Origin of the sequence: Asticcacaulis excentricus CB 48 (assembly GCF_000175215.2) — a bacterium.
Lineage (GTDB): Bacteria > Pseudomonadota > Alphaproteobacteria > Caulobacterales > Caulobacteraceae > Asticcacaulis > Asticcacaulis excentricus.
In genome coordinates, this window is sequence record NC_014816.1 from 1,371,637 (window position 1) to 1,389,269 (window position 17,633).

The window sequence follows — 17,633 nt, forward strand, 5'->3', positions numbered from 1 at the left end:
TGGCCCTTTTTGATTAGGGCGACAGTCTTACGGTTGTCACAGATGTAATCAAGGGGCGGGTTCATCCCTCTCCACCGGGGTGCGGCGATTTATCATAATGAGAATTGTTTTCAATGCGCTTGCGAATGAATTGCAGGAGTGCTAGTCAGCCCTATCGTCCGGATCGTTGGGGTCCGGCTCGTTGTCACTGGCTTTTGACGCATGACCGCCCAGAGTATTCTCACCGATGCAAACGGTACAACGCGCAGCGAACGTAAGGTGCCTGCCGCTGTAAAGCGTCTCAAAAGGACGAGCGGCGGAACATCGGTGGCTATCGGTGTGTCACTGGCGGTTCATGCCGCTCTGGCCGCCTATATCGTCAGCACACAATTTCGTCTGACGACGCTGGAGATCGAGGACACCGCGCCTTTGGTCGTTGAAATGGTGCCGATTGAATCGCGCCGCGCGCCGCCAAAGCCCGTGATCATGCCCGATACACCCAAACCCGAAACGCCCGTGGTTGAACCCAAGCCGTTGCTTCAACCGCGTGAAACGCCGACACCGGTTGTGGCGCAGGTCGCCCCGCTGGAGATGACCCCCGTGAAGGCCCCGCCGGTTCAAGCCCCGGTAGCGCCTCCCGTTGTGGCCAAGGCCGCGCCGGCAGCGGCACAACCGCGCAATGATTTTGTCGGCGTCGATGTCGAGTCGGCACTGAACAGCAATCCGCCGCCCGCCTATCCCCCGCAAGCCAAGGCGCGGCGCGAGGAGGGGACGGTGCAGCTACGTCTACAGGTGCGCCCCGACGGCACTGTCGGTGAGGTGCAGGTGCAGGCGTCCAGCGGCTACATGCGACTGGATCGCGCCGCTATAGACTCGGTCAAACGCTGGAAGTTCCGTCCGGCGACCCGTGGCGGTCAGGCGGTCGATTCGTGGGCCACCGTCCCCATTACCTTTGGCCTCAAACGCGCCTGATACTTCTTTAAGAACACATTCCGGAGACTCATCATGACCCTGCTTCAGCGCCTTCTGACCGGCACCGCCGCGTTGGGCCTACTGGCGACCGCCCCGGCGGCTCTGGCCCACAGCCAATGGCTGCTGCCCTCGGCGACGCAGGTCGAAGCCTCGGCCAATCCGCAGCGTCCTACCTATGTGACGGTGGATGCCGCCTCGTCCAATGGCCTGTTCTATGCCGACCATAACGCCATGCGCCTGACCAATCTTCAGATCAGCGCGCCGGACGGTTCGCCGGTCGAAGCCGAAAACGCCTCGACGGGCAAGCTTCGCTCGACCTTTGACGTTAAGCTGGCGACCGAAGGCACCTATCGCATCGCTTCGGTCAATCGCATGGTGATGGCCACGTGGAAGGCTGGCGAAGAGAGCAAAACCTTCCGCGGTTCCGAAGACGACTTCGCCAAGCAGGTGCCGGCCAACGCGCCGGAGCTTAAGGTCAGCCGCAATTTTGGCCGCGTCGAAACCTTTGTGACGTCGGGAAAACCGTCTGAAATCAAGCCGGTGGGGCAGGGACTTGAACTGTTCCCGCTGCAACCGACGACCGATCTGGTGGTGGGTGAAACGGCAAAATTCCGTGTGCTGATGGATGGCAAGCCGATGCCGGGCCTCAAGGTCAAGGTGGTGCCGGGCGGCGTGCGCTTCCGCGGCGAACTGGATGAGCAGACGGTGACCGCTGACGCCGAAGGTACGATTTCCGTCAATTGGAAATTCGGTGGTCAGTACTATCTGAACACCTCTTACCCGCCGCGTCCCGAAGCCGACGACGACCATGGCCCCCAAGCCGGACCGCAGGGCGGGCCTCAGGCCGGTGCTGAGGGTGCGCGACCGCAGGGGCAACCGGCGCAACGTGACATGCCGCCGGTGCGGTCGTCCTATGCCGTGACGCTGGAAGTGTTGCCCTTCTAAGGTTTTCAGAGGGTATAATATGCCTTACCCGCTACGGCGGGAACGGGGGCCGGCGTTGCGGGTGTGGGACCACGGCGTCGGCCCTCGGTCATTTCGGTGTTGCGACTTGTTGAATTTGCGACACACTTGCAAAAAACAGCGTCATACAGTGGAAAACGGTCATTTTGCGGTTGCAATAAAGCCGCAGTGCGGTATTTGCACCTGACAATTATTCGCAATTCCACCGAGAATGCTCATAGGCCGCTCTGCCGGTCACCCTCCCTCGGCGTCAGACGGAAACCGCGACGCCTCATTTCAAAGATGTTGATGCACATGTCTCACATTCGCAATCGCAAACACGCTTCCAACCGTTACCTGACCGCCGCCCTGATGGCCGCGGCGGCGGTACCGGCACTCGCCTCAGCGGCGCTGGCGCAGGACAAGAAGCTGGAAGGCGTCACCGTCACCGCAGACGACAACAGCTATAAAGCCGACGTGGTGTCGTCGCCCAAGCAGACCCAAGCCCTGATCGACACGCCGCAGACCGTCAGCGTCATCAAGAAGGAAGTCCTTCAGCAGCAGCAGGCTGCGTCCCTGATGGAAGCTCTTCGCAATGTGCCGGGGATCACGGTTCAGATGGGCGAAAACGGAAATACCTCGGCCGGTGATACCTTTCAGATGCGCGGTTTCGATGCGTCGACCTCTGTGCTGGTCGATGGGGTGCGCGATATGAGTTCGGCCTCACGCGATACTTTCAATCTTGAGCAGGTCGAAGTGATCCGGGGGGCCGGTGGGGCTGATATCGGGCGCGGGGCCTCTTCGGGCTATATCAATCTGGTCTCCAAGCATCCGACGCTTGCAGCAGCCGCTTCGGGTACGCTGGCGGCCTACAGTCAGGGCGGTGCGCGCGCCACGGTCGATGTCAACCGTGCCGTGGGTAAGACCAGCGGCCTGCGCCTCAACCTGATGGCTGAAGATGTGAATGCGGTGGGCCGCGATGAGGTGAAGAAGTCAGGCTATGCGGTTGCGGCAGCCTATGGCATCGGTATCGGCACGCCGACGCGTCTCTATGGCTTTGCGCAGGTGTCAAAGGGCGACAACGTGCCCGACGGCGGCATTCCTTCGGTCGGCTATCCGGGATTCTACAACGCCACGCCGGCCATTCAGGCCGCACCGCGTGTTGATCCCGAAAACTACTACGGCTCGGCGCGTGATTACGAAGATACGGAGTCCTCGCAATTCACCGTCAAGTTCGAGCACGACTTTGAGTCTGGCGTCTATATGACCAACACGACGCGCCTCAGCCGGACCTCCCTGGACCGCGTCCTGACCGGAGTGAGTACGGGCAGTGCCGGGATCACCGCGACCAATCTCACTGATCGTTCGACGTGGACCGTCAACCGCTCGCGTCAGCATGTGGTCAAGGATAATGACGCCCTGATCAACGCGACCAACTTTACGGCTTCGGTGACCACGGGGGCCTTCACGCACGACCTGTCCTACGGTCTGGAGTTTTCAACGGAAAAGGTGGCGGTCTATGGCGTGAACGCAGTTACGCTGACCACCGCCCAGCAGGCCAATCTATACAATCCGAACCCTAATGTTGATCTGCCGGTCAATGGCCTAAATGGGGCGCGCGCCTTCGTTAAGCTGAATGTGGGGTCGGCCTATCTGTTCGACACCATCCATTTCGGTGAAAAGTGGCTGTTCAGTGCCGGGGTACGCGTCGACAGCTACGGCGTCACCACCACGACCCCCACCAATAGCCGTATCGAGGGCGACGGCACACTGACCAGCTATAAGGCCGGTCTGGTCTATAAGCCGGTTGAAACGGCCAGCCTATATGTGGCCTATGCCAATTCCAAAACACCGCCGGGCACGGTCAATCTGGGGGCTTCGACCACCACGGTTGGTGGTAGTGAAACCTCGACCAATATCAACAACCCGAATGTCGATCCGACCGAGACGCGCAACCTCGAAGCCGGGGTCAAGTGGGACGTCCTGTCGGGCCGCGTCTCACTGACCGCCGCCTATTTCTCGACTGAGCACTTGAACGAGTTTGTCGAAGACCCCTTCAACACGGGCTTTGGTGAAAACTTCGGCAAGCGCACGGTCAAAGGCTTTGATCTGGGCGTGGTCGGCAAGATCACCGACAAGTGGAATCTGACCGCCGGTATCCAGACTATGGATACCGAGGTCGAAAGAGGTACGACGGGCGCGAACGCCACCGGTGCTGTCACCCGATGGTCGCCGGAACTGGCGGCTACTTTCTGGACCACCTATGAGGTGTCGCCGAAGCTGACCCTTGGCGGCGGCGCGCGCTATACCGGTGAGCAGGTGCGCGCCAATACGCCCGGCGTCGATCTGGCGACCCAGAACGTACCGTTCATCCCGGAATATTGGGTGGTCGATGCCTATGGGTCGTACAAGCTGACGGATAAGGTGTCGGTGCAGTTGAACGTCTATAACGTGCTGGATGAGGACTATATCGCCACGCTGAACAATGGCGGTTCGCGTCTGATCCCGGGTGCGCCGCGTTCGGCCACCGTTACCCTGAACTATCAATTCTAAAATATCAGGGCCTGAGTCACTGTTTCGCAGACGCGGCCCTTTCCACCTTTTATCAATCGCGTCATGATCTTCTGGCCCCGACCTTCCGGTCGGGGCCATGTTTATGTGAGTTCACCATGCTGTTGCATCTGCCCGAAGTCCTGAGCCGCGAAGAGGTGGCCGAGATACGTGCCGCACTGGCTGAGGCGCGCTGGGTGGATGGTGCGGCCTCGGCCGGGCCGCAGGCGCAGAAGGTCAAGCAAAACAAGCAACTGCCCGCCGATGCACCTGAGGCCCGGACACTGGGTGAACGCATAGAGGCGGCGCTGCGTCGGCATCCTCTGTTTCAGTCTGCCGCCCTGCCACACATTGTGCTGACACCGCGCTTTAATGCCTATGAGCGGGGCGGGCATTACGGCAACCACGTGGACAGCGCCCTGCATCACGATCCGTTTAGAGGGGTGACGGCGCGCACCGACATTTCAACCACGGTCTTCCTCAATGACCCCGACGAATACGAGGGCGGCGAACTGATCGTCGAAGACACCTACGGCGCGCATGAGGTCAAGCTGAACGCCGGGGATGCCATCCTCTATCCGTCCACCTCGCTGCACCGCGTCGAGCCGGTCACCGGTGGCGTGCGGCTGGCCTCCTTTTTGTGGACGCAAAGTCTGGTGAAAGACAGCGAGCAACGGCGGATGCTGTTTGAACTCGACATGACCATCCTGCGCCTGCGCAGCCAGTTGGGCGACAGCGAAGAGGTGGTAGGCCTGACCGCCCACTATCACAATCTCCTGCGGCAATGGGCGCAGATGTGATGTCCCCCAAGTCCCCCCTGACGGTCATTCCCCCCGATATCGTAGCGGTCTCAGACTACGAGGCCTATGCCCGTGAGCGGCTGAGCGATATGGCCTGGGCCTATCTTCAGGCCGGTGCCGGGGATGAACACACGGTCCGTCGTAATCTTGAGGCCTTCTCTGAAATCCTGCTGAAAGGACGAGTGCTGGGGTCGGCGGCCGGAGGCCACACGCGCCTGAGCCTGTTCGGCCATGTCTATGAACATCCAATCTTTTTAGCCCCTGTGGCCTATCAGAAACTGTTTCATAGCGACGGCGAACGCGCCACGGCTTTGGGTGCAGCGGTGACCCAGACCCTGATGGTGCTTTCGACCCTATCGACCGTCACGCTGGAGGAGGTGGCTCAGGCCGAAACCGCGCCGCCTCTGTGGTTTCAGCTTTACTTACAGGCCGATCGCAGCGTGTCGCTTGACCTGATCCATCGGGCTCAGCGTGAAGGCTATCGCGCGCTGGTCATCACGGTCGATGCGGCAATGGCCGGGGTGCGCAATCGCGAACAGCGCGCCGGGTTCCGCCTGCCGCCGCATCTGTCGGCGGTCAATCTGCCATCTCAGTCGCCGGTGCCCACCGCGGCACCGGGGCAAAGCCGCGTCTTCGACGGTTTGATGAAGACGGCCCCCGGCTGGGACGACATCGAATGGGTGCTGTCTGAGGCACGTTTGCCGGTCATCCTCAAGGGAATTATGGCCCCGGAAGATGCCGATCATGCGTGCCGCATGGGCGTGCACGGCCTGATCGTCTCCAATCACGGGGGCCGGGTGCTCGATACCCTGCCGGCGGCCATCGAGGCCTTACCCACTGTGGCGGCGGTTGTGGCGGGACGGGTGCCCATCCTGCTGGATGGTGGTATCCGGCGCGGCAGCGATGTGTTCAAGGCGCTGGCTTTGGGGGCATCGGCGGTGCTTGTCGGGCGTCCTTACGTGCAGGCCCTGGCCGCCGCCGGGCCTCTGGGTGTGGCCCATGCGATACGCACGCTAAGGGAAGAACTGGAAGTGGTCATGGCCCTGTCGGGAACCCCAACGCTGGACCGTATAAGAGCTGAACATCTGTCTCTTTGAGGCGGATTGCTGCCTTGCAAAAGGCGGGATGCCTTGATAATGAGAATGATTATTAGATAAAGCCTCAAACCTGATGACGACCGCGTTTAAACCGACTCCCTCCTTCTGGCGCAATCAGCTACGCCAATGGCACTGGATATCTTCGGCCCTTTGTCTGGTCGGCATGATCCTGTTTTCGGTCAGCGGCTTTACGCTCAACCACGCCAGTGTCATCGAGGCCAAGCCGCAGGTCACCAACTGGGAAAAGGAGATCAGTGCGCAGACGAAGGCGCTTTTGCCAAAGGCGCAGGACAAGACGCGTCTGCCGGACGATCTGGCTAAGGCGCTCAAGGCGGATACGGGGGTCGATGTCTCAAAAGTTCTGCCCGAAGTCTCTGATAGCGAACTCTATTTTGCCATGCCGGGACCGGGTTTTGACGAATGGATGAGCGTCGAGCGTGACACAGGCTATGTGACCTACGAAAAAAGCCATCGTGGCTTTATTGCCGTGCTCAATGACCTGCATAAGGGGCGCAATGCCGGCCCGGCCTGGAGCCTGTTTATCGACATCATCGCCATTGCCTCGGTCATCTTCTGCGTTACCGGGCTGGGTCTTCTGTGGATCTACGCGCGGGGGCGGCGCATCACCTGGCCGCTGGTCGGTCTGGGCACCATCGTGCCCTTCATCCTCTTTCTTCTGTTTATTCATGCGTGAGGTTTATCATGTTCGCTAAAGCCGCCATCTGGACGACGGTCCTCAGCGCCGGTGCGGTCGGTGCCGCTCAGGCCGGGACCGTAACCGTCGATGTCGAAGTGCCGCGTCTCAGCGTCGCCGAGTACCACAAGCCCTATGTGGCGGCGTGGATCGAAGACGGCGCGGGCGCACACAAATCAAACCTGTTTGTCTGGTATCAGATCGGTAAGGGCGACAAGTGGTTGAAGGACCTGCGTACCTGGTGGCGCAAGTCAGGCCGCGATCTCAGCGCCGAAGACGTCAGCGGTCTGTCGTCGGCTACCAAGGCACCCGGCCGTCAGACGGCGAAGATCGACACCTCGGCTTTGAAGGGCCTGACGCCCGGCGACTATGTGCTGAATGTCGAAGCGGCGCGCGAAGGCGGCGGCCGCGAAGTGGTCAAGGCACCATTCAAGTGGGACGGCAAGAAGGCGGTAGCGGCTTCGACCAAGGGCACGACCGAGCTGGGTGCTGTGGCGTTCACCATCAAGCCGTGATCTGTCCATAACTCCCCCGGCACGCCGGGGGAGCCGGTATATCAAATGATCCAAACAGACACTTTAGCAAACCGGCGCGTTCTGGTTCCGGCGCTGATCACGCCGCCGGAAGATCTATCGGCGTGCCTGCTGTGCGAAGTGTCCGGGAAGGCCTTTGCCACGACGTGGCGGGCGCGGCTGTTCAGTGACGGACCGGTCGATAGGCTGGGCTTGTCGGCGCGGATGCAGGCCATACTCGACCGTATCGACGCTGAAATGTCGCCCTATCGCGCGGATTCCGACCTGACGCGCTTCAATGAGGCCAGGGCAGGGGCGTTTGTGCCCCTGCCGCCTAGGCTGATGCAGGTCATCGCCCACGCACTCGACATAGCGCGTCTCACGGAGGGGGCCTTCGATCCGGGTCTGCTGGAAGCCGTTGAGTTGTGGGGTTTCGGCGCGAAGATCGTGCCCGAAGGTGTGCCGACCCTACAGGTGCGCGCCGCACTCAAGAAACGTCAGAACTGGCGCGCCCTCGACTGGCAGCACGACGGACTGATCAAACCCGAAGGCCTCAAACTCGATCTGTGTGGCATCGCCAAGGGCTATGCAGTCGATGCGGTGACTCAGATGCTCAAGGCGACGCCGGGGGTGCGTTCGGCGCTGATCGAGATTGGTGGCGAATTGAAAGCGTTTGGCGTGCGCGCAGAGGGTCAGCCGTGGTGGGTCGAAATCGAACGCGCTGATCCGGCGCACACTGAAACCCTTGTCGCCCTGTGCGATCTGGCCGTGGCCACGACGGGCGACAGCCAACGCTATTTCATCCATGACGGCGTGCGCCTGTCGCACACGATCGATGCTGCCACCGCCGCTCCGGTGCAGAGTGGTATTCGTCAGGTCAGCGTCTTTGATGCCCAATGCTGGCGCGCCGATGCACTTGCCACCGCCCTGATGGTTATGGGCGAAGATCGTGCCCTGTCTTTTGCGCAAACCCATGCTATCCCTTGTCTGATGGGGCTGAGCGACGGGCGTGAGGTTTTAAGCCCGGCTCTTGAGGACTGGCTATGATCGACTTTGTAACGACCGATCCGCTGCGCGTGGGGCTGGCCGCGGGGGCCGGCGTGCTGTGGCTGCTGATGAGCGGCGTCATGCTGACACGCGGACGCGCCCGTGCGTCGGCTGTGGCCGTCGATGCCCTGATCCTCTCGGCCTCGCAGACCGGGCAGGCCGAGGAACTGGCGCGCCATACGCACAAGGCGTTGAACACGGGCGGTCTGACCACGCGCCTGATGTCGCTGGGCAAGGTAACGGTCGAAGACCTGCAACAGGCAAAGCTGGTACTGGTGGTCGCCTCGACCACCGGCGTCGGTGATGCCCCGGACGACGGCGCGGCCTTTGAGCGCGCACTTATGTCTGCGCGTCCGGACCTGTCGGCCCAAAGCTTTGCCGTGCTGGCCTTGGGCGATCGCAGCTACGAAGACTTCTGCGCCTTTGGCCATCGCGTGCACAACTGGTTCACCGCCTGCGAGGCGACGGCCAAAAAGCCAATCACCGAGGTTAATGATCTCGATGCACAGGCTCTGAAACAATGGGAGTCCTACCTCAAGGAGTGGGGCGGGGCGGCGATGCAAGCGGATAATCCGTTCGCCCCCACGTCCCTGATTGCGCGTGAACGGTTGAATCCCAAAAGCGAGGCGGCGGGGCTTTACGCCATTGAGTTCGCAATACCCGAAGGCGCGACGTGGGTGGCCGGTGATCTGGCCGAAATCCGGACATCGTCCGGGCATCGTCGCGACTATTCCATTGCCTCCCTGCCCGAAGAGGGGCGGGTGCGCCTGTTTGTACGGGAAGTCATCAAGGCCGATGGTTCACGGGGTGAAGGTTCCGGCCTGCTGACGACGCTTGCTGTCGGCGAAAACGTGCCGCTGCGTCTGAAAACGCATAAGGGGTTTCATGCCCCGACGGGCGACGGCCCGGTATTGCTGATCGCCGCCGGGTCGGGTCTGGCCGGCTTGCGGCCGCATCTGCTGGAACTGGCCGGGCGCGGGCGGGGCTGCTGGCTGATCTATGGTGAGCGTCATCCGCTGCACGACGGACGCCTGTCCGACGAGATGCGCGGATGGCAACAGGGCGGGCGTATCCGCAAGCTGGACCTTGCTTTTTCGCGGCCTGACGATGGCGTGAAAACCTACGTGCAGGACGTAGTGGCACAGCAGGCCGCAGCCATCCGCGACTGGCTCGGGCAGGGCGGCAGCGTGTTGGTCTGCGGCGGGCTGGATATGGGGCGCGGCGTCGATGCGGCGCTGAAAGCGGCATTGGGACCGGACTGGCTGGAGGCCGCGCTCAGCCACGGGCGCTATCGCCGCGACCTGTATTGATCCAAAAAAAACCCGCCTCATGAAGAGGCGGGTTTAAGTGCACCGAGGATAATTGAGCGACAAGACGTCTCTCAGAAAGCGCCGGAAGGGGAGGCTGTCCGGTCCCGAACGCTTGAGATTATTTAGCCTTGATGGTGTATTTTTGTCAATGCGAATTATTCGCATTATTAGCTTTGTAGGTTTCCGTTCACGGAAATGCGAATAGGCGATGCGGCGATTTCGGTTACACTTGCAAGCGGTGATGACAACCGCGAGGGTGCAAACCGAATGAAGTCAATGGCTGCCCTGCTGGGAGGTTTCTGTCTGGTGTTTGCAGCCGGACAAGTAGCGGCGCAGCCGTGCGAGCGGACGATAACCCTCGATATCCGCAGCATCGATTATAAGACCAAACCCTATGATCCGATGCTCAAACCGTTGCTTGAGAAGGTGGACCCGGAGATCGGGCGTATCGAACTGACCTTTGCCTCGGCACGCGTACATCCCGAAATCGTCGATCTTCAGGCCGCCGGCCTCAAATATGTGCAGTCACGGATCACGCTTCAGGGCTACGACCCCGCTCTGATTCAGCGTCAGGAGGTCATGCTGCCGCGTAGTTTTGCCGGCAAGGATGAGCTTTACCGCCTGATTGTCACCTATGGTCCCAAAGAACACGCGCCTGCCTGCTGAACCGTGACCGGTTCCGGGTCGTATTGGCCACATGGGTACACTCAGGCTTGTTCTTGCGGATCAGTTGTCGGCGCGTCTCGACATCCGGACTCGCGCCGATAAGGAAACCGATGTCTTTCTGATGGCTGAGGTGGCCGAAGAGGCCAGCTATGTCCGCCACCACGTCAAGAAGATCGCCTTCCTGTTTTCAGCGATGCGCCATTATGCCGAGGCCTTGCAGCAGGCGGGATACCGCGTGCGCTATGTGCGGTTTGATGACCCGGAAAATACCCACAGCCTGAAGCGCGAGATCGACCGGGCGCGCACGGAGTTGAAGCTGTCTGCGGTCCATGTGACTGAGCCCGGCGAGTGGCGGCTGAAGGAAGTCTTTGCCGCCATGGACGATGTGACCTTGCTCGAAGACAACCGTTTCCTCTGTTCGCCGCAGTGGTTTTCGCGCTGGGCCGAAGGCCGCAAGCAACTGCGTATGGAATACTTCTACCGCGAAATGCGCCGCGCGCACGACATACTGATGGACGATGGCAAACCGTGTGGTGGTGAATGGAACTACGACGCCGAAAACCGCTCGCCGCCGCGCGACGGGCTGGTCTTTCCGCGCCGGCTGAGCTTTCGCAAGGACTCCATTACGCGTGATGTGCTCTATCTGGTCGCCAAAGTCTTTCCGGACAATCCCGGTCAACTGGAGCCCTTTCATTTTGCAGTCACCCGTTCGCAGGCGCTGAAAGAACTCGATCATTTTGTGGCGCACATCCTGCCGCAGTTCGGCCCCTGGCAGGACGCCATGCTGGGGCGCGAACCCTATATGTATCATTCACTGCTCTCGAGCTATATCAATGCCGGGCTGCTCTATCCGCTGGAGGTCTGTCTGGCGGCTGAGCGCGCCTATCGCGAAGACGGCGCGCCGCTCAATGCCGTCGAAGGGTTTATCCGTCAGGTGCTGGGCTGGCGTGAATATGTGCGCGGTCTTTACTGGCACTTTATGCCGGACTATGTGGCGATGAACGCGCTGGACGCCCACGAGGACCTGCCGTGGTTCTACTGGTCCGGTGATACGCAGATGAACTGCGTGCGCACGGCGGTGGCGCATACGCTGGAACACGCCTATTCACACCATATCCAGCGGCTGATGATTACCGGTAACTTCGCTCTGCTGGCGGGTGTTGATCCAAAACAGGTGCATGAATGGTATCTGGCCGTCTATGCCGATGCCTATGAGTGGGTGGAACTGCCCAATACGCTCGGTATGGCGCTGCACGCCGATGGTGGGATTATGGCCTCGAAGCCCTATGCCGCGTCAGGGGCCTATATCAACCGCATGAGCGATTATTGCAAAGACTGTCATTACAAGGTCGAAATGCCGGTGGGCGAAAAATCGTGTCCGTTCAATGCTCTGTACTGGGATTTTATCGCGCGTCACGAAGAGCGTTTCCGCAAAAATCCGCGCCTGTCTTACGTCTATGCCAACTGGACGCGTATGGGCGACGACAAGCAAAAAGCCCTGCGCGCCCAGGCACAAGCGCACCTTCAGGCCATGCGCGAAGGACATCTGTGATGCCACGCGGGGTAAAGAAATGCGACCTGCCGCAAAAGACCTGTCAGGGCTGTGGCCTGCCCTTCACCTGGCGTAAAAAGTGGGAAAAGGTGTGGGCCGAGGTGAGCTATTGCTCGGACCGTTGCCGCCAGGCTAAAAAGAGCGCCCGATAACCGGAACCGCTCTCATGACCCTGCCGCCGCTCAATCCGGTCTATGCCGGGCTTGGCACGACCATCTTCACCACCATGTCGGCAATGGCGGCTGAGACCGGCGCCCTCAATCTGGGGCAGGGCTTTCCCGAAACGGACGGCTTCCCGGAGGTGCGTGAGGCCGCAGCAAAGGCGCTGATCGACCGCTCAAATCAGTATGCCCCGATGAAAGGGCAGGCTGCGTTACTGGAGGCCGTGGCAGAGTTTTATGGCCGCACGCAGGGCCTCAGCCTTGATCCGGCAAGAAATGTGCTGATCACCTCCGGGGCGACCGAAGCGCTGGCGGCGGCGGTGTTTTCGCTGATTTCACCGGGCGATGAGGTGATTGTTTTTGAGCCCCATTACGACGCCTATGCGCCCCTGATCGAGCGCGCCGGGGGCGTGGTGGTGCGTGTGCGTCTCAGCCCACCCGACTGGCGCTTTACCGAGGCGCAACTGACCGAAGCCTTTTCGCGGCGCACCCGCATGGTGATGGTCACCACGCCCAACAATCCGACCACCCGCCTGATACCCACCGAGGATTGGGCGCTGCTGGCACGGTTCTGCATCGAGCATCAGGCCTATGTGGTGTCAGACGAGGTGTGGGAGCAGGTCGTGTTCGATGGCGCGACCCATAAGGGCGTGCTGAACGTCCCTGGACTGGAGACTTTAGGGGTCAAGATCGGCTCGGCAGGCAAGCTGTTTGCCCTGACCGGCTGGAAGGTGGGCTTTGTTTGTGCCCATGAGCGTCTAGTCAGCCAAATGGCGAAGGCGCATCAGTTTCTGACCTTCTCCACGCCCCCTATGTTGCAGTCGGCGGTGGCCTTTGGTCTGGGTTTACCCAAAAGCCGATTTGTCGAAGAGGTCGCCGCCCTTCAGCGGTCCCGCGAACGCTGGCGCGCGGGCCTTGAGGCTGAAGGCTTTCGAACCCTGCCGTCCGAAGGTACCTACTTTCTCAATATTGACCTTCCGGGCTCAGGTATTGCGCTGGAGGGGGAGAGTTTTGCCCGTCGTGCTCTCAAAGAAGCAGGTGTCGCCGTCATCCCGCTCGATGCGTTCTGCGCGCCGGGAGGTGACAGTCTGCCGGTTGTCCGGCTCTGCTTTGCCAAAAGCGATGCGACGCTGGATCGCGGGATTGAGCGGCTCACCGTTGCCCGCCGTCTTTGTGGGATAGTCTAAGACGGATTATTTGCAGTGCAGCAAAATGGCCACAGTTTCAGTTGCGATCAAACGGTTGAAGTGGCTCAGTTTTGTTTCCTGACAAAGCGTTTCTTAAATCGCATTTATGTTTAGCGGACTTATTGCGGAGCACAAAAAACTGTGTGACGTTTTTATGATCTATACACAGTGAGTGGTCGGTATTGTGCACCACCGGCGCTCCGCAAAAGGGGATCATACATGTTGAATGCGACAGGCCGTCTCAGGGCGAAAAGTCTTTCCCAATTTGCCGGCGTCTCTGCTCTGGCGCTTCTCAGCGCGGGTGTGGCATTTGGAGACGAACTTGCGCCGGAACCTGAAGTGACAGACGTGGTGGTGACGGCGACGCGCCGCGCTACTAATGTGCAGAAAATCCCCTACAATATTTCGGCCATCGGGGCTGCCGAAGCTGAACGCAACGGTATCGTGGAAATCGCCGATCTGGCGCGCGTAACGCCGGGGCTGAGCTTTCGCGACGTAGGTGCCCGCGACAACGGCTCCGTCATCTTACGTGGCCTGTCCGTTTCACCCCTGCGCGTCTCGACAGGTGGCGATAACGGATCAGTTGCACAGTATATCAACGAGACACCGGTCACCAATCAACCGCGGGTGTTCGATATCGACCATATCGAAGTCTTGCGCGGGCCACAGGGGACACTTTATGGCTCGGGTTCTCTAGGGGGCGCGATCCGCTACATCGTCAATGACCCTAAAATGTATTTCAATACCTCTGCCGGTGCTGATGTTTACAAAATTTCCCAAGCCGGGGAGGGGTCGTATAAATTGACCGGCATGATCAATCTGCCGTTGGTCGAAGACAAGCTGGCCCTGCGCGTCGCCCTGCAGCACCTTGATGATTCAGGCTTTACCGATTACCCCATGGTCATCAGCGGTCCGAAAACCGATCTTGATTTCGAAAAGCGTACCACGACGCGTGCGTCTCTCCTCTGGAAGCCCACAGCGGTCTTCTCTGCGACGGCCAGCGTCTATTACGACAATGCCAAGGCGGGCGGGCGCACAGGCTCCAATGCCGGTCTCACCATCAAGGCGCCTTATGACGGCGTCTCGGATAATTCCGACCCGACAATGTGGTCCTATCCGGCTTCCAACTATCGCCCCTACACACTCGGCAAGTTTGAGATCGGCCAGCGTTTCGAGGAGCCTGAATCCAACCACTACCTCCTATCGGCACTTGAACTTAAATACGATCTAGGTTTTGCGGACCTGACGTCGTCGAGCTCCTACACTACGGAAAGCGTGCTGGGTCACAGAGACCAGACCGACCTCCTGCTGGGGTTGGGGTTTGGCTACGAAAACTACCCCGATTTCCGGGCCTTCACCACGGAAGAATCGGATTTTGAAGCCACGGTGCAGGAGCTGCGTCTGGTGTCGAAATCGGGAGGTGCGTTCGATTACGCCGTAGGTCTCTACTACACCCGCGAAACGGCCCACAGTACCTCTAAGGAATTCACCCCGGGACTTGCCCAGTTTTGGGGGCTAGGACGTACGGATGACCTAGAGTATTTCTCGGTCGAGGACTCAAAATATACCGAAATGGCGGCGTTCGGGGAACTGACTTGGCATGTCAATGATCTGTGGCAGATCACCGGTGGTCTGCGGACGTTCGAACTGAAAGACGATGTGGTGTCGTGTACGGCCCTGCCTCTTTATGACGATCCCTTCTCGGACACTATCACCTTCTCTTGTGCAAACGGCGCGTCCAAGGTCAGCAAGACCATTTACAAGGCAAATAGCTCTTACCAGCTGACGCCTGACATGATGCTCTACGGCACCTTCTCGCAAGGTTTCCGACGTGGTGGTGTCAACACCCTCCCTGACGGTGCGCAGTTTGCCGGCATCACCGACGCGCAGCGCAAGTATATTCCGGATAGTGTCGACAATTTCGAACTGGGCGTGCGTTCACAGTGGTTCGACCGTCGTCTGACGCTCAATGCCGCCCTGTTTCACATCGACTGGCAGGACGTGCAACTGGCTTCTCTGGCACCGGGCAACCTTCCCATCATTGCCAATGCCGGAAAGGCGACCTCCGACGGCGTCGAGCTGGAATCGGAGTGGAAGGCCAATGACGCTCTGACGTTCAGTTTCGGCTACGCGTACACGAAGGCCGAGATGGCGCAGACCTATTACAATCGTAATGAAGACGGCGACATCCTTAACACTTTCCTCAAAGGTACATCTCTGCCGGGGACGCCGGAACACCAGGTCAGCCTGGCGGTCGATTACAACCTCCCGACCCTACCGGTCGGCGAGTTGAGCCTTCATGCCGATGTCAGTCATTCATCGAGCGTAACCACGTCGGCGGAAAAAGACAGCCTCGACTACCGCATGCTGGATGGCTTCTCTGAGGTCAATGCCTCGGCCTTGCTGATCCCGTCTAATGGGATGAAGATCCGGTTCTATGTCACCAATCTAACCAATGAGTACGCTTTCGTTTCGTCGCAGGGGCCGTCAACCTATGGTCTGCAAGGCCAGTTCCTCATTCCGATCCGCCCCCGCACGATAGGTGTGTCCATCTCCAAGAATTTCTGAGTGTTACAACTTGATCCAGATGCTATTCTGGCCGAAGCGCTGAGGCTTCGGCGGGCCGGATATTTGACGGACGCGATCGCTGCCGCGCGCCGCCTGACCGAGGTGGCTCCTTGGCGGCTGGAGGCTTGGTTTATCTGGGGAACCAGTGCGCTGGCCGCCGGTCGTTTGTCCGAAGCCGAGCAGGTGCTGGGGGAAGGGGCGCGTCGCTCTCCCGTAAATGCGCGGGCGAGGTTTCTCGTTCCGCGCGCCCGGACCCTCACAGCGCTCGGTCGCTCAGCTGAAGCGGTCGCCAACACACGTGCAGCCGTCCCGCAGATCACTCAGGCCGCGGATTTCAATACGCTGAGCGCCGTGATGTCACAGGCGAATTTGCTCGACGAGGCCCTGCCTTTGTCTGAGGCGGCGGTCGCACTCGATCCGCTGGCGTCAGATGCTTGGCACAACCTGGGCAGTTTGTACCAGTTTATGGGGCGTCTGGAGGACGCGGCTACGGCCTTTGAGCGTGCTATTTCAGTCGAGTCCAATGCCGCGGCGCATCTGGCTTTGGCAAGGCTGCGTAAATGGTCTGTTACAGATAATCACATTGAACGGTTGAAATCGGCACCACTGGTTTCGCCGCTGGACGAAGCGCGTCTTAACTATGCCCTGTTCAAAGAACTGGATGATGTCGGCCATCACGATGAAGCCTGGGAGAGGTTAAGGCGCGGTGCTGAGGTCGCGAAAGTGGCCATCGGGGGGTGGGACGCGGAGCAGGAGGCCGAGACGCTTGCAGCCTGGATGACGGCGTTCCCAAACGCCGCCTCTCTAAAAAGGGGCGACGGCCTGAGCCGGATAGAGGGGATGCGCCCGCGCCGACTCTTTATCGTTGGTCTGCCGCGTTCCGGCACAACGCTTGTAGAGCGCGTACTGGCGGCACATTCCGAAGTTCAGGCTTTGGGCGAACTTCAAACTTTTGGCCTCGCGGTCAAGCGCGTGTCGCAAAGCCGCACTCCGTATCTGCTAGATGCCGATACAGTGCGCCGCGTGTCTGAAGCCGATCCATCGGAAATAGCTGCCTGTTACGACCCCGAGACCGACTACCTGTGGGACGGGCGAAGCTCGGTCACCATCGACAAGCTGCCGCATAATCATGACTACTGCGGCCTGATCCGCCGAGCCTTTCCGGATGCGCTCATCGTACACGTCCGACGTGAGCCTCTGGATGCCCTGTTCGGAGCCTATCGTCTGCTATTTGCGCATGCACACAAATGGTCCTATGACTTCGAAGATCTCGCTACCCATTACGACCATTATCGCCGTCTGATGGCGCATTGGCAGGCTGTTGATCCGGCCATTATTGATGTTTCGCTCGAAGGCCTTATTGCGAACCCCGAAAGTGAAATTCGCCGGTTGCTTAGCGACTGCGGCCTGCCGTTCGAGCCTGCCTGCCTGTCACCGCATGAGGTCATGGGTGCGGTGGCCACCGCCTCTTCGACACAAGTACGCAAACCGATCAATGCCGAAGGAATTGGTGCCTGGAGACGCTACGCCAAAGGTTTGAAGCCGCTTCATAACCAACTGACAGCTCTGGGCTATATTTCCCCTTCCCCATAATTG

The 17,633-nt window shown here is 59.9% G+C and carries 15 protein-coding genes; all 15 read left to right on the forward strand.

The window, feature by feature from the left end; translation table 11 throughout:
• Positions 1-201 precede the first annotated feature (201 nt).
• Complete coding sequence (locus tag ASTEX_RS06415; RefSeq protein ID WP_013478794.1) at positions 202-951, forward strand: energy transducer TonB; 750 nt, start codon at positions 202-204, stop codon at positions 949-951.
• 33 nt (positions 952-984) lie between these two features.
• Entirely contained in the window at positions 985-1,896 is a 912-nt protein-coding gene (locus ASTEX_RS06420; protein ID WP_013478795.1) for a DUF4198 domain-containing protein, read from the forward strand.
• Positions 1,897-2,208: 312 nt separating this feature from the next.
• Positions 2,209-4,446, forward strand: a complete 2,238-nt coding sequence (locus ASTEX_RS06425) for a TonB-dependent siderophore receptor (protein ID WP_013478796.1) — start codon at positions 2,209-2,211, stop codon at positions 4,444-4,446.
• A gap of 116 nt (positions 4,447-4,562) precedes the next feature.
• Positions 4,563-5,243 (forward strand): Fe2+-dependent dioxygenase, encoded by a 681-nt coding sequence (locus ASTEX_RS06430; protein ID WP_013478797.1) that lies wholly within the window; start codon positions 4,563-4,565, stop codon positions 5,241-5,243.
• A complete protein-coding gene (locus ASTEX_RS06435) occupies positions 5,243-6,340 on the forward strand; it encodes an alpha-hydroxy acid oxidase (RefSeq protein ID WP_013478798.1) in 1,098 nt (365 codons plus the stop codon). The genes ASTEX_RS06430 and ASTEX_RS06435 overlap by 1 nt, the downstream gene beginning before the upstream one ends.
• A 73-nt stretch (positions 6,341-6,413) precedes the next feature.
• Positions 6,414-7,034, forward strand: coding sequence for a PepSY-associated TM helix domain-containing protein (locus tag ASTEX_RS06440; protein WP_013478799.1), 621 nt, complete (start codon positions 6,414-6,416; stop codon positions 7,032-7,034).
• Between the two features lie 8 nt (positions 7,035-7,042).
• Entirely contained in the window at positions 7,043-7,549 is a 507-nt protein-coding gene (locus ASTEX_RS06445; RefSeq protein ID WP_013478800.1) for a DUF2271 domain-containing protein, read from the forward strand.
• Positions 7,550-7,594: 45 nt separating this feature from the next.
• Positions 7,595-8,593, forward strand: coding sequence for an FAD:protein FMN transferase (locus ASTEX_RS06450; protein ID WP_013478801.1), 999 nt, complete (start codon positions 7,595-7,597; stop codon positions 8,591-8,593).
• Positions 8,590-9,903 carry an NADPH cytochrome P450 oxidoreductase family protein gene (locus tag ASTEX_RS06455; RefSeq protein ID WP_013478802.1) on the forward strand — a complete coding sequence of 438 codons (1,314 nt, stop codon included), beginning with the start codon at positions 8,590-8,592 and terminating at the stop codon, positions 9,901-9,903. Before ASTEX_RS06450 ends, ASTEX_RS06455 begins: the two co-directional genes overlap by 4 nt.
• A gap of 267 nt (positions 9,904-10,170) precedes the next feature.
• Positions 10,171-10,569 (forward strand): hypothetical protein, encoded by a 399-nt coding sequence (locus ASTEX_RS06460; protein ID WP_013478803.1) that lies wholly within the window; start codon positions 10,171-10,173, stop codon positions 10,567-10,569.
• A gap of 31 nt (positions 10,570-10,600) precedes the next feature.
• A complete protein-coding gene (locus ASTEX_RS06465) occupies positions 10,601-12,121 on the forward strand; it encodes a cryptochrome/photolyase family protein (RefSeq protein ID WP_013478804.1) in 1,521 nt (506 codons plus the stop codon).
• Positions 12,121-12,273: a DUF2256 domain-containing protein gene (locus tag ASTEX_RS19830; RefSeq protein WP_013478805.1), complete on the forward strand. Its 153-nt coding sequence runs from the start codon at positions 12,121-12,123 to the stop codon at positions 12,271-12,273. Before ASTEX_RS06465 ends, ASTEX_RS19830 begins: the two co-directional genes overlap by 1 nt.
• 14 nt (positions 12,274-12,287) lie before the next feature.
• A complete protein-coding gene (locus tag ASTEX_RS06470; RefSeq protein WP_013478806.1) occupies positions 12,288-13,469 on the forward strand; it encodes an aminotransferase in 1,182 nt (393 codons plus the stop codon).
• 219 nt (positions 13,470-13,688) lie between these two features.
• Entirely contained in the window at positions 13,689-16,037 is a 2,349-nt protein-coding gene (locus ASTEX_RS06475; RefSeq protein WP_013478807.1) for a TonB-dependent receptor, read from the forward strand.
• A complete protein-coding gene (locus ASTEX_RS06480; RefSeq protein WP_041658568.1) occupies positions 16,038-17,630 on the forward strand; it encodes a tetratricopeptide repeat-containing sulfotransferase family protein in 1,593 nt (530 codons plus the stop codon).
• Positions 17,631-17,633: the final 3 nt, after the last annotated feature.

Excerpts from the sequence above, each read along its gene's own strand:
- ASTEX_RS06445 (WP_013478800.1), top strand. The coding sequence starts at position 7,043 with ATGTTCGCTAAAGCCGCCATCTGGACGACGGTCCTCAGCGCCGGTGCG.
- ASTEX_RS06450 (WP_013478801.1), top strand. The coding sequence starts at position 7,595 with ATGATCCAAACAGACACTTTAGCAAACCGGCGCGTTCTGGTTCCGGCG.
- ASTEX_RS06470 (WP_013478806.1), top strand. The coding sequence starts at position 12,288 with ATGACCCTGCCGCCGCTCAATCCGGTCTATGCCGGGCTTGGCACGACC.
- ASTEX_RS19830 (WP_013478805.1), top strand. The coding sequence starts at position 12,121 with ATGCCACGCGGGGTAAAGAAATGCGACCTGCCGCAAAAGACCTGTCAG.
- ASTEX_RS06455 (WP_013478802.1), top strand. The coding sequence starts at position 8,590 with ATGATCGACTTTGTAACGACCGATCCGCTGCGCGTGGGGCTGGCCGCG.
- ASTEX_RS06425 (WP_013478796.1), top strand. The coding sequence starts at position 2,209 with ATGTCTCACATTCGCAATCGCAAACACGCTTCCAACCGTTACCTGACC.
- ASTEX_RS06465 (WP_013478804.1), top strand. The coding sequence starts at position 10,601 with ATGGGTACACTCAGGCTTGTTCTTGCGGATCAGTTGTCGGCGCGTCTC.
- ASTEX_RS06430 (WP_013478797.1), top strand. The coding sequence starts at position 4,563 with ATGCTGTTGCATCTGCCCGAAGTCCTGAGCCGCGAAGAGGTGGCCGAG.
- ASTEX_RS06415 (WP_013478794.1), top strand. The coding sequence starts at position 202 with ATGACCGCCCAGAGTATTCTCACCGATGCAAACGGTACAACGCGCAGC.
- ASTEX_RS06435 (WP_013478798.1), top strand. The coding sequence starts at position 5,243 with ATGTCCCCCAAGTCCCCCCTGACGGTCATTCCCCCCGATATCGTAGCG.
- ASTEX_RS06460 (WP_013478803.1), top strand. The coding sequence starts at position 10,171 with ATGAAGTCAATGGCTGCCCTGCTGGGAGGTTTCTGTCTGGTGTTTGCA.
- ASTEX_RS06440 (WP_013478799.1), top strand. The coding sequence starts at position 6,414 with ATGACGACCGCGTTTAAACCGACTCCCTCCTTCTGGCGCAATCAGCTA.
- ASTEX_RS06420 (WP_013478795.1), top strand. The coding sequence starts at position 985 with ATGACCCTGCTTCAGCGCCTTCTGACCGGCACCGCCGCGTTGGGCCTA.
- ASTEX_RS06475 (WP_013478807.1), top strand. The coding sequence starts at position 13,689 with ATGTTGAATGCGACAGGCCGTCTCAGGGCGAAAAGTCTTTCCCAATTT.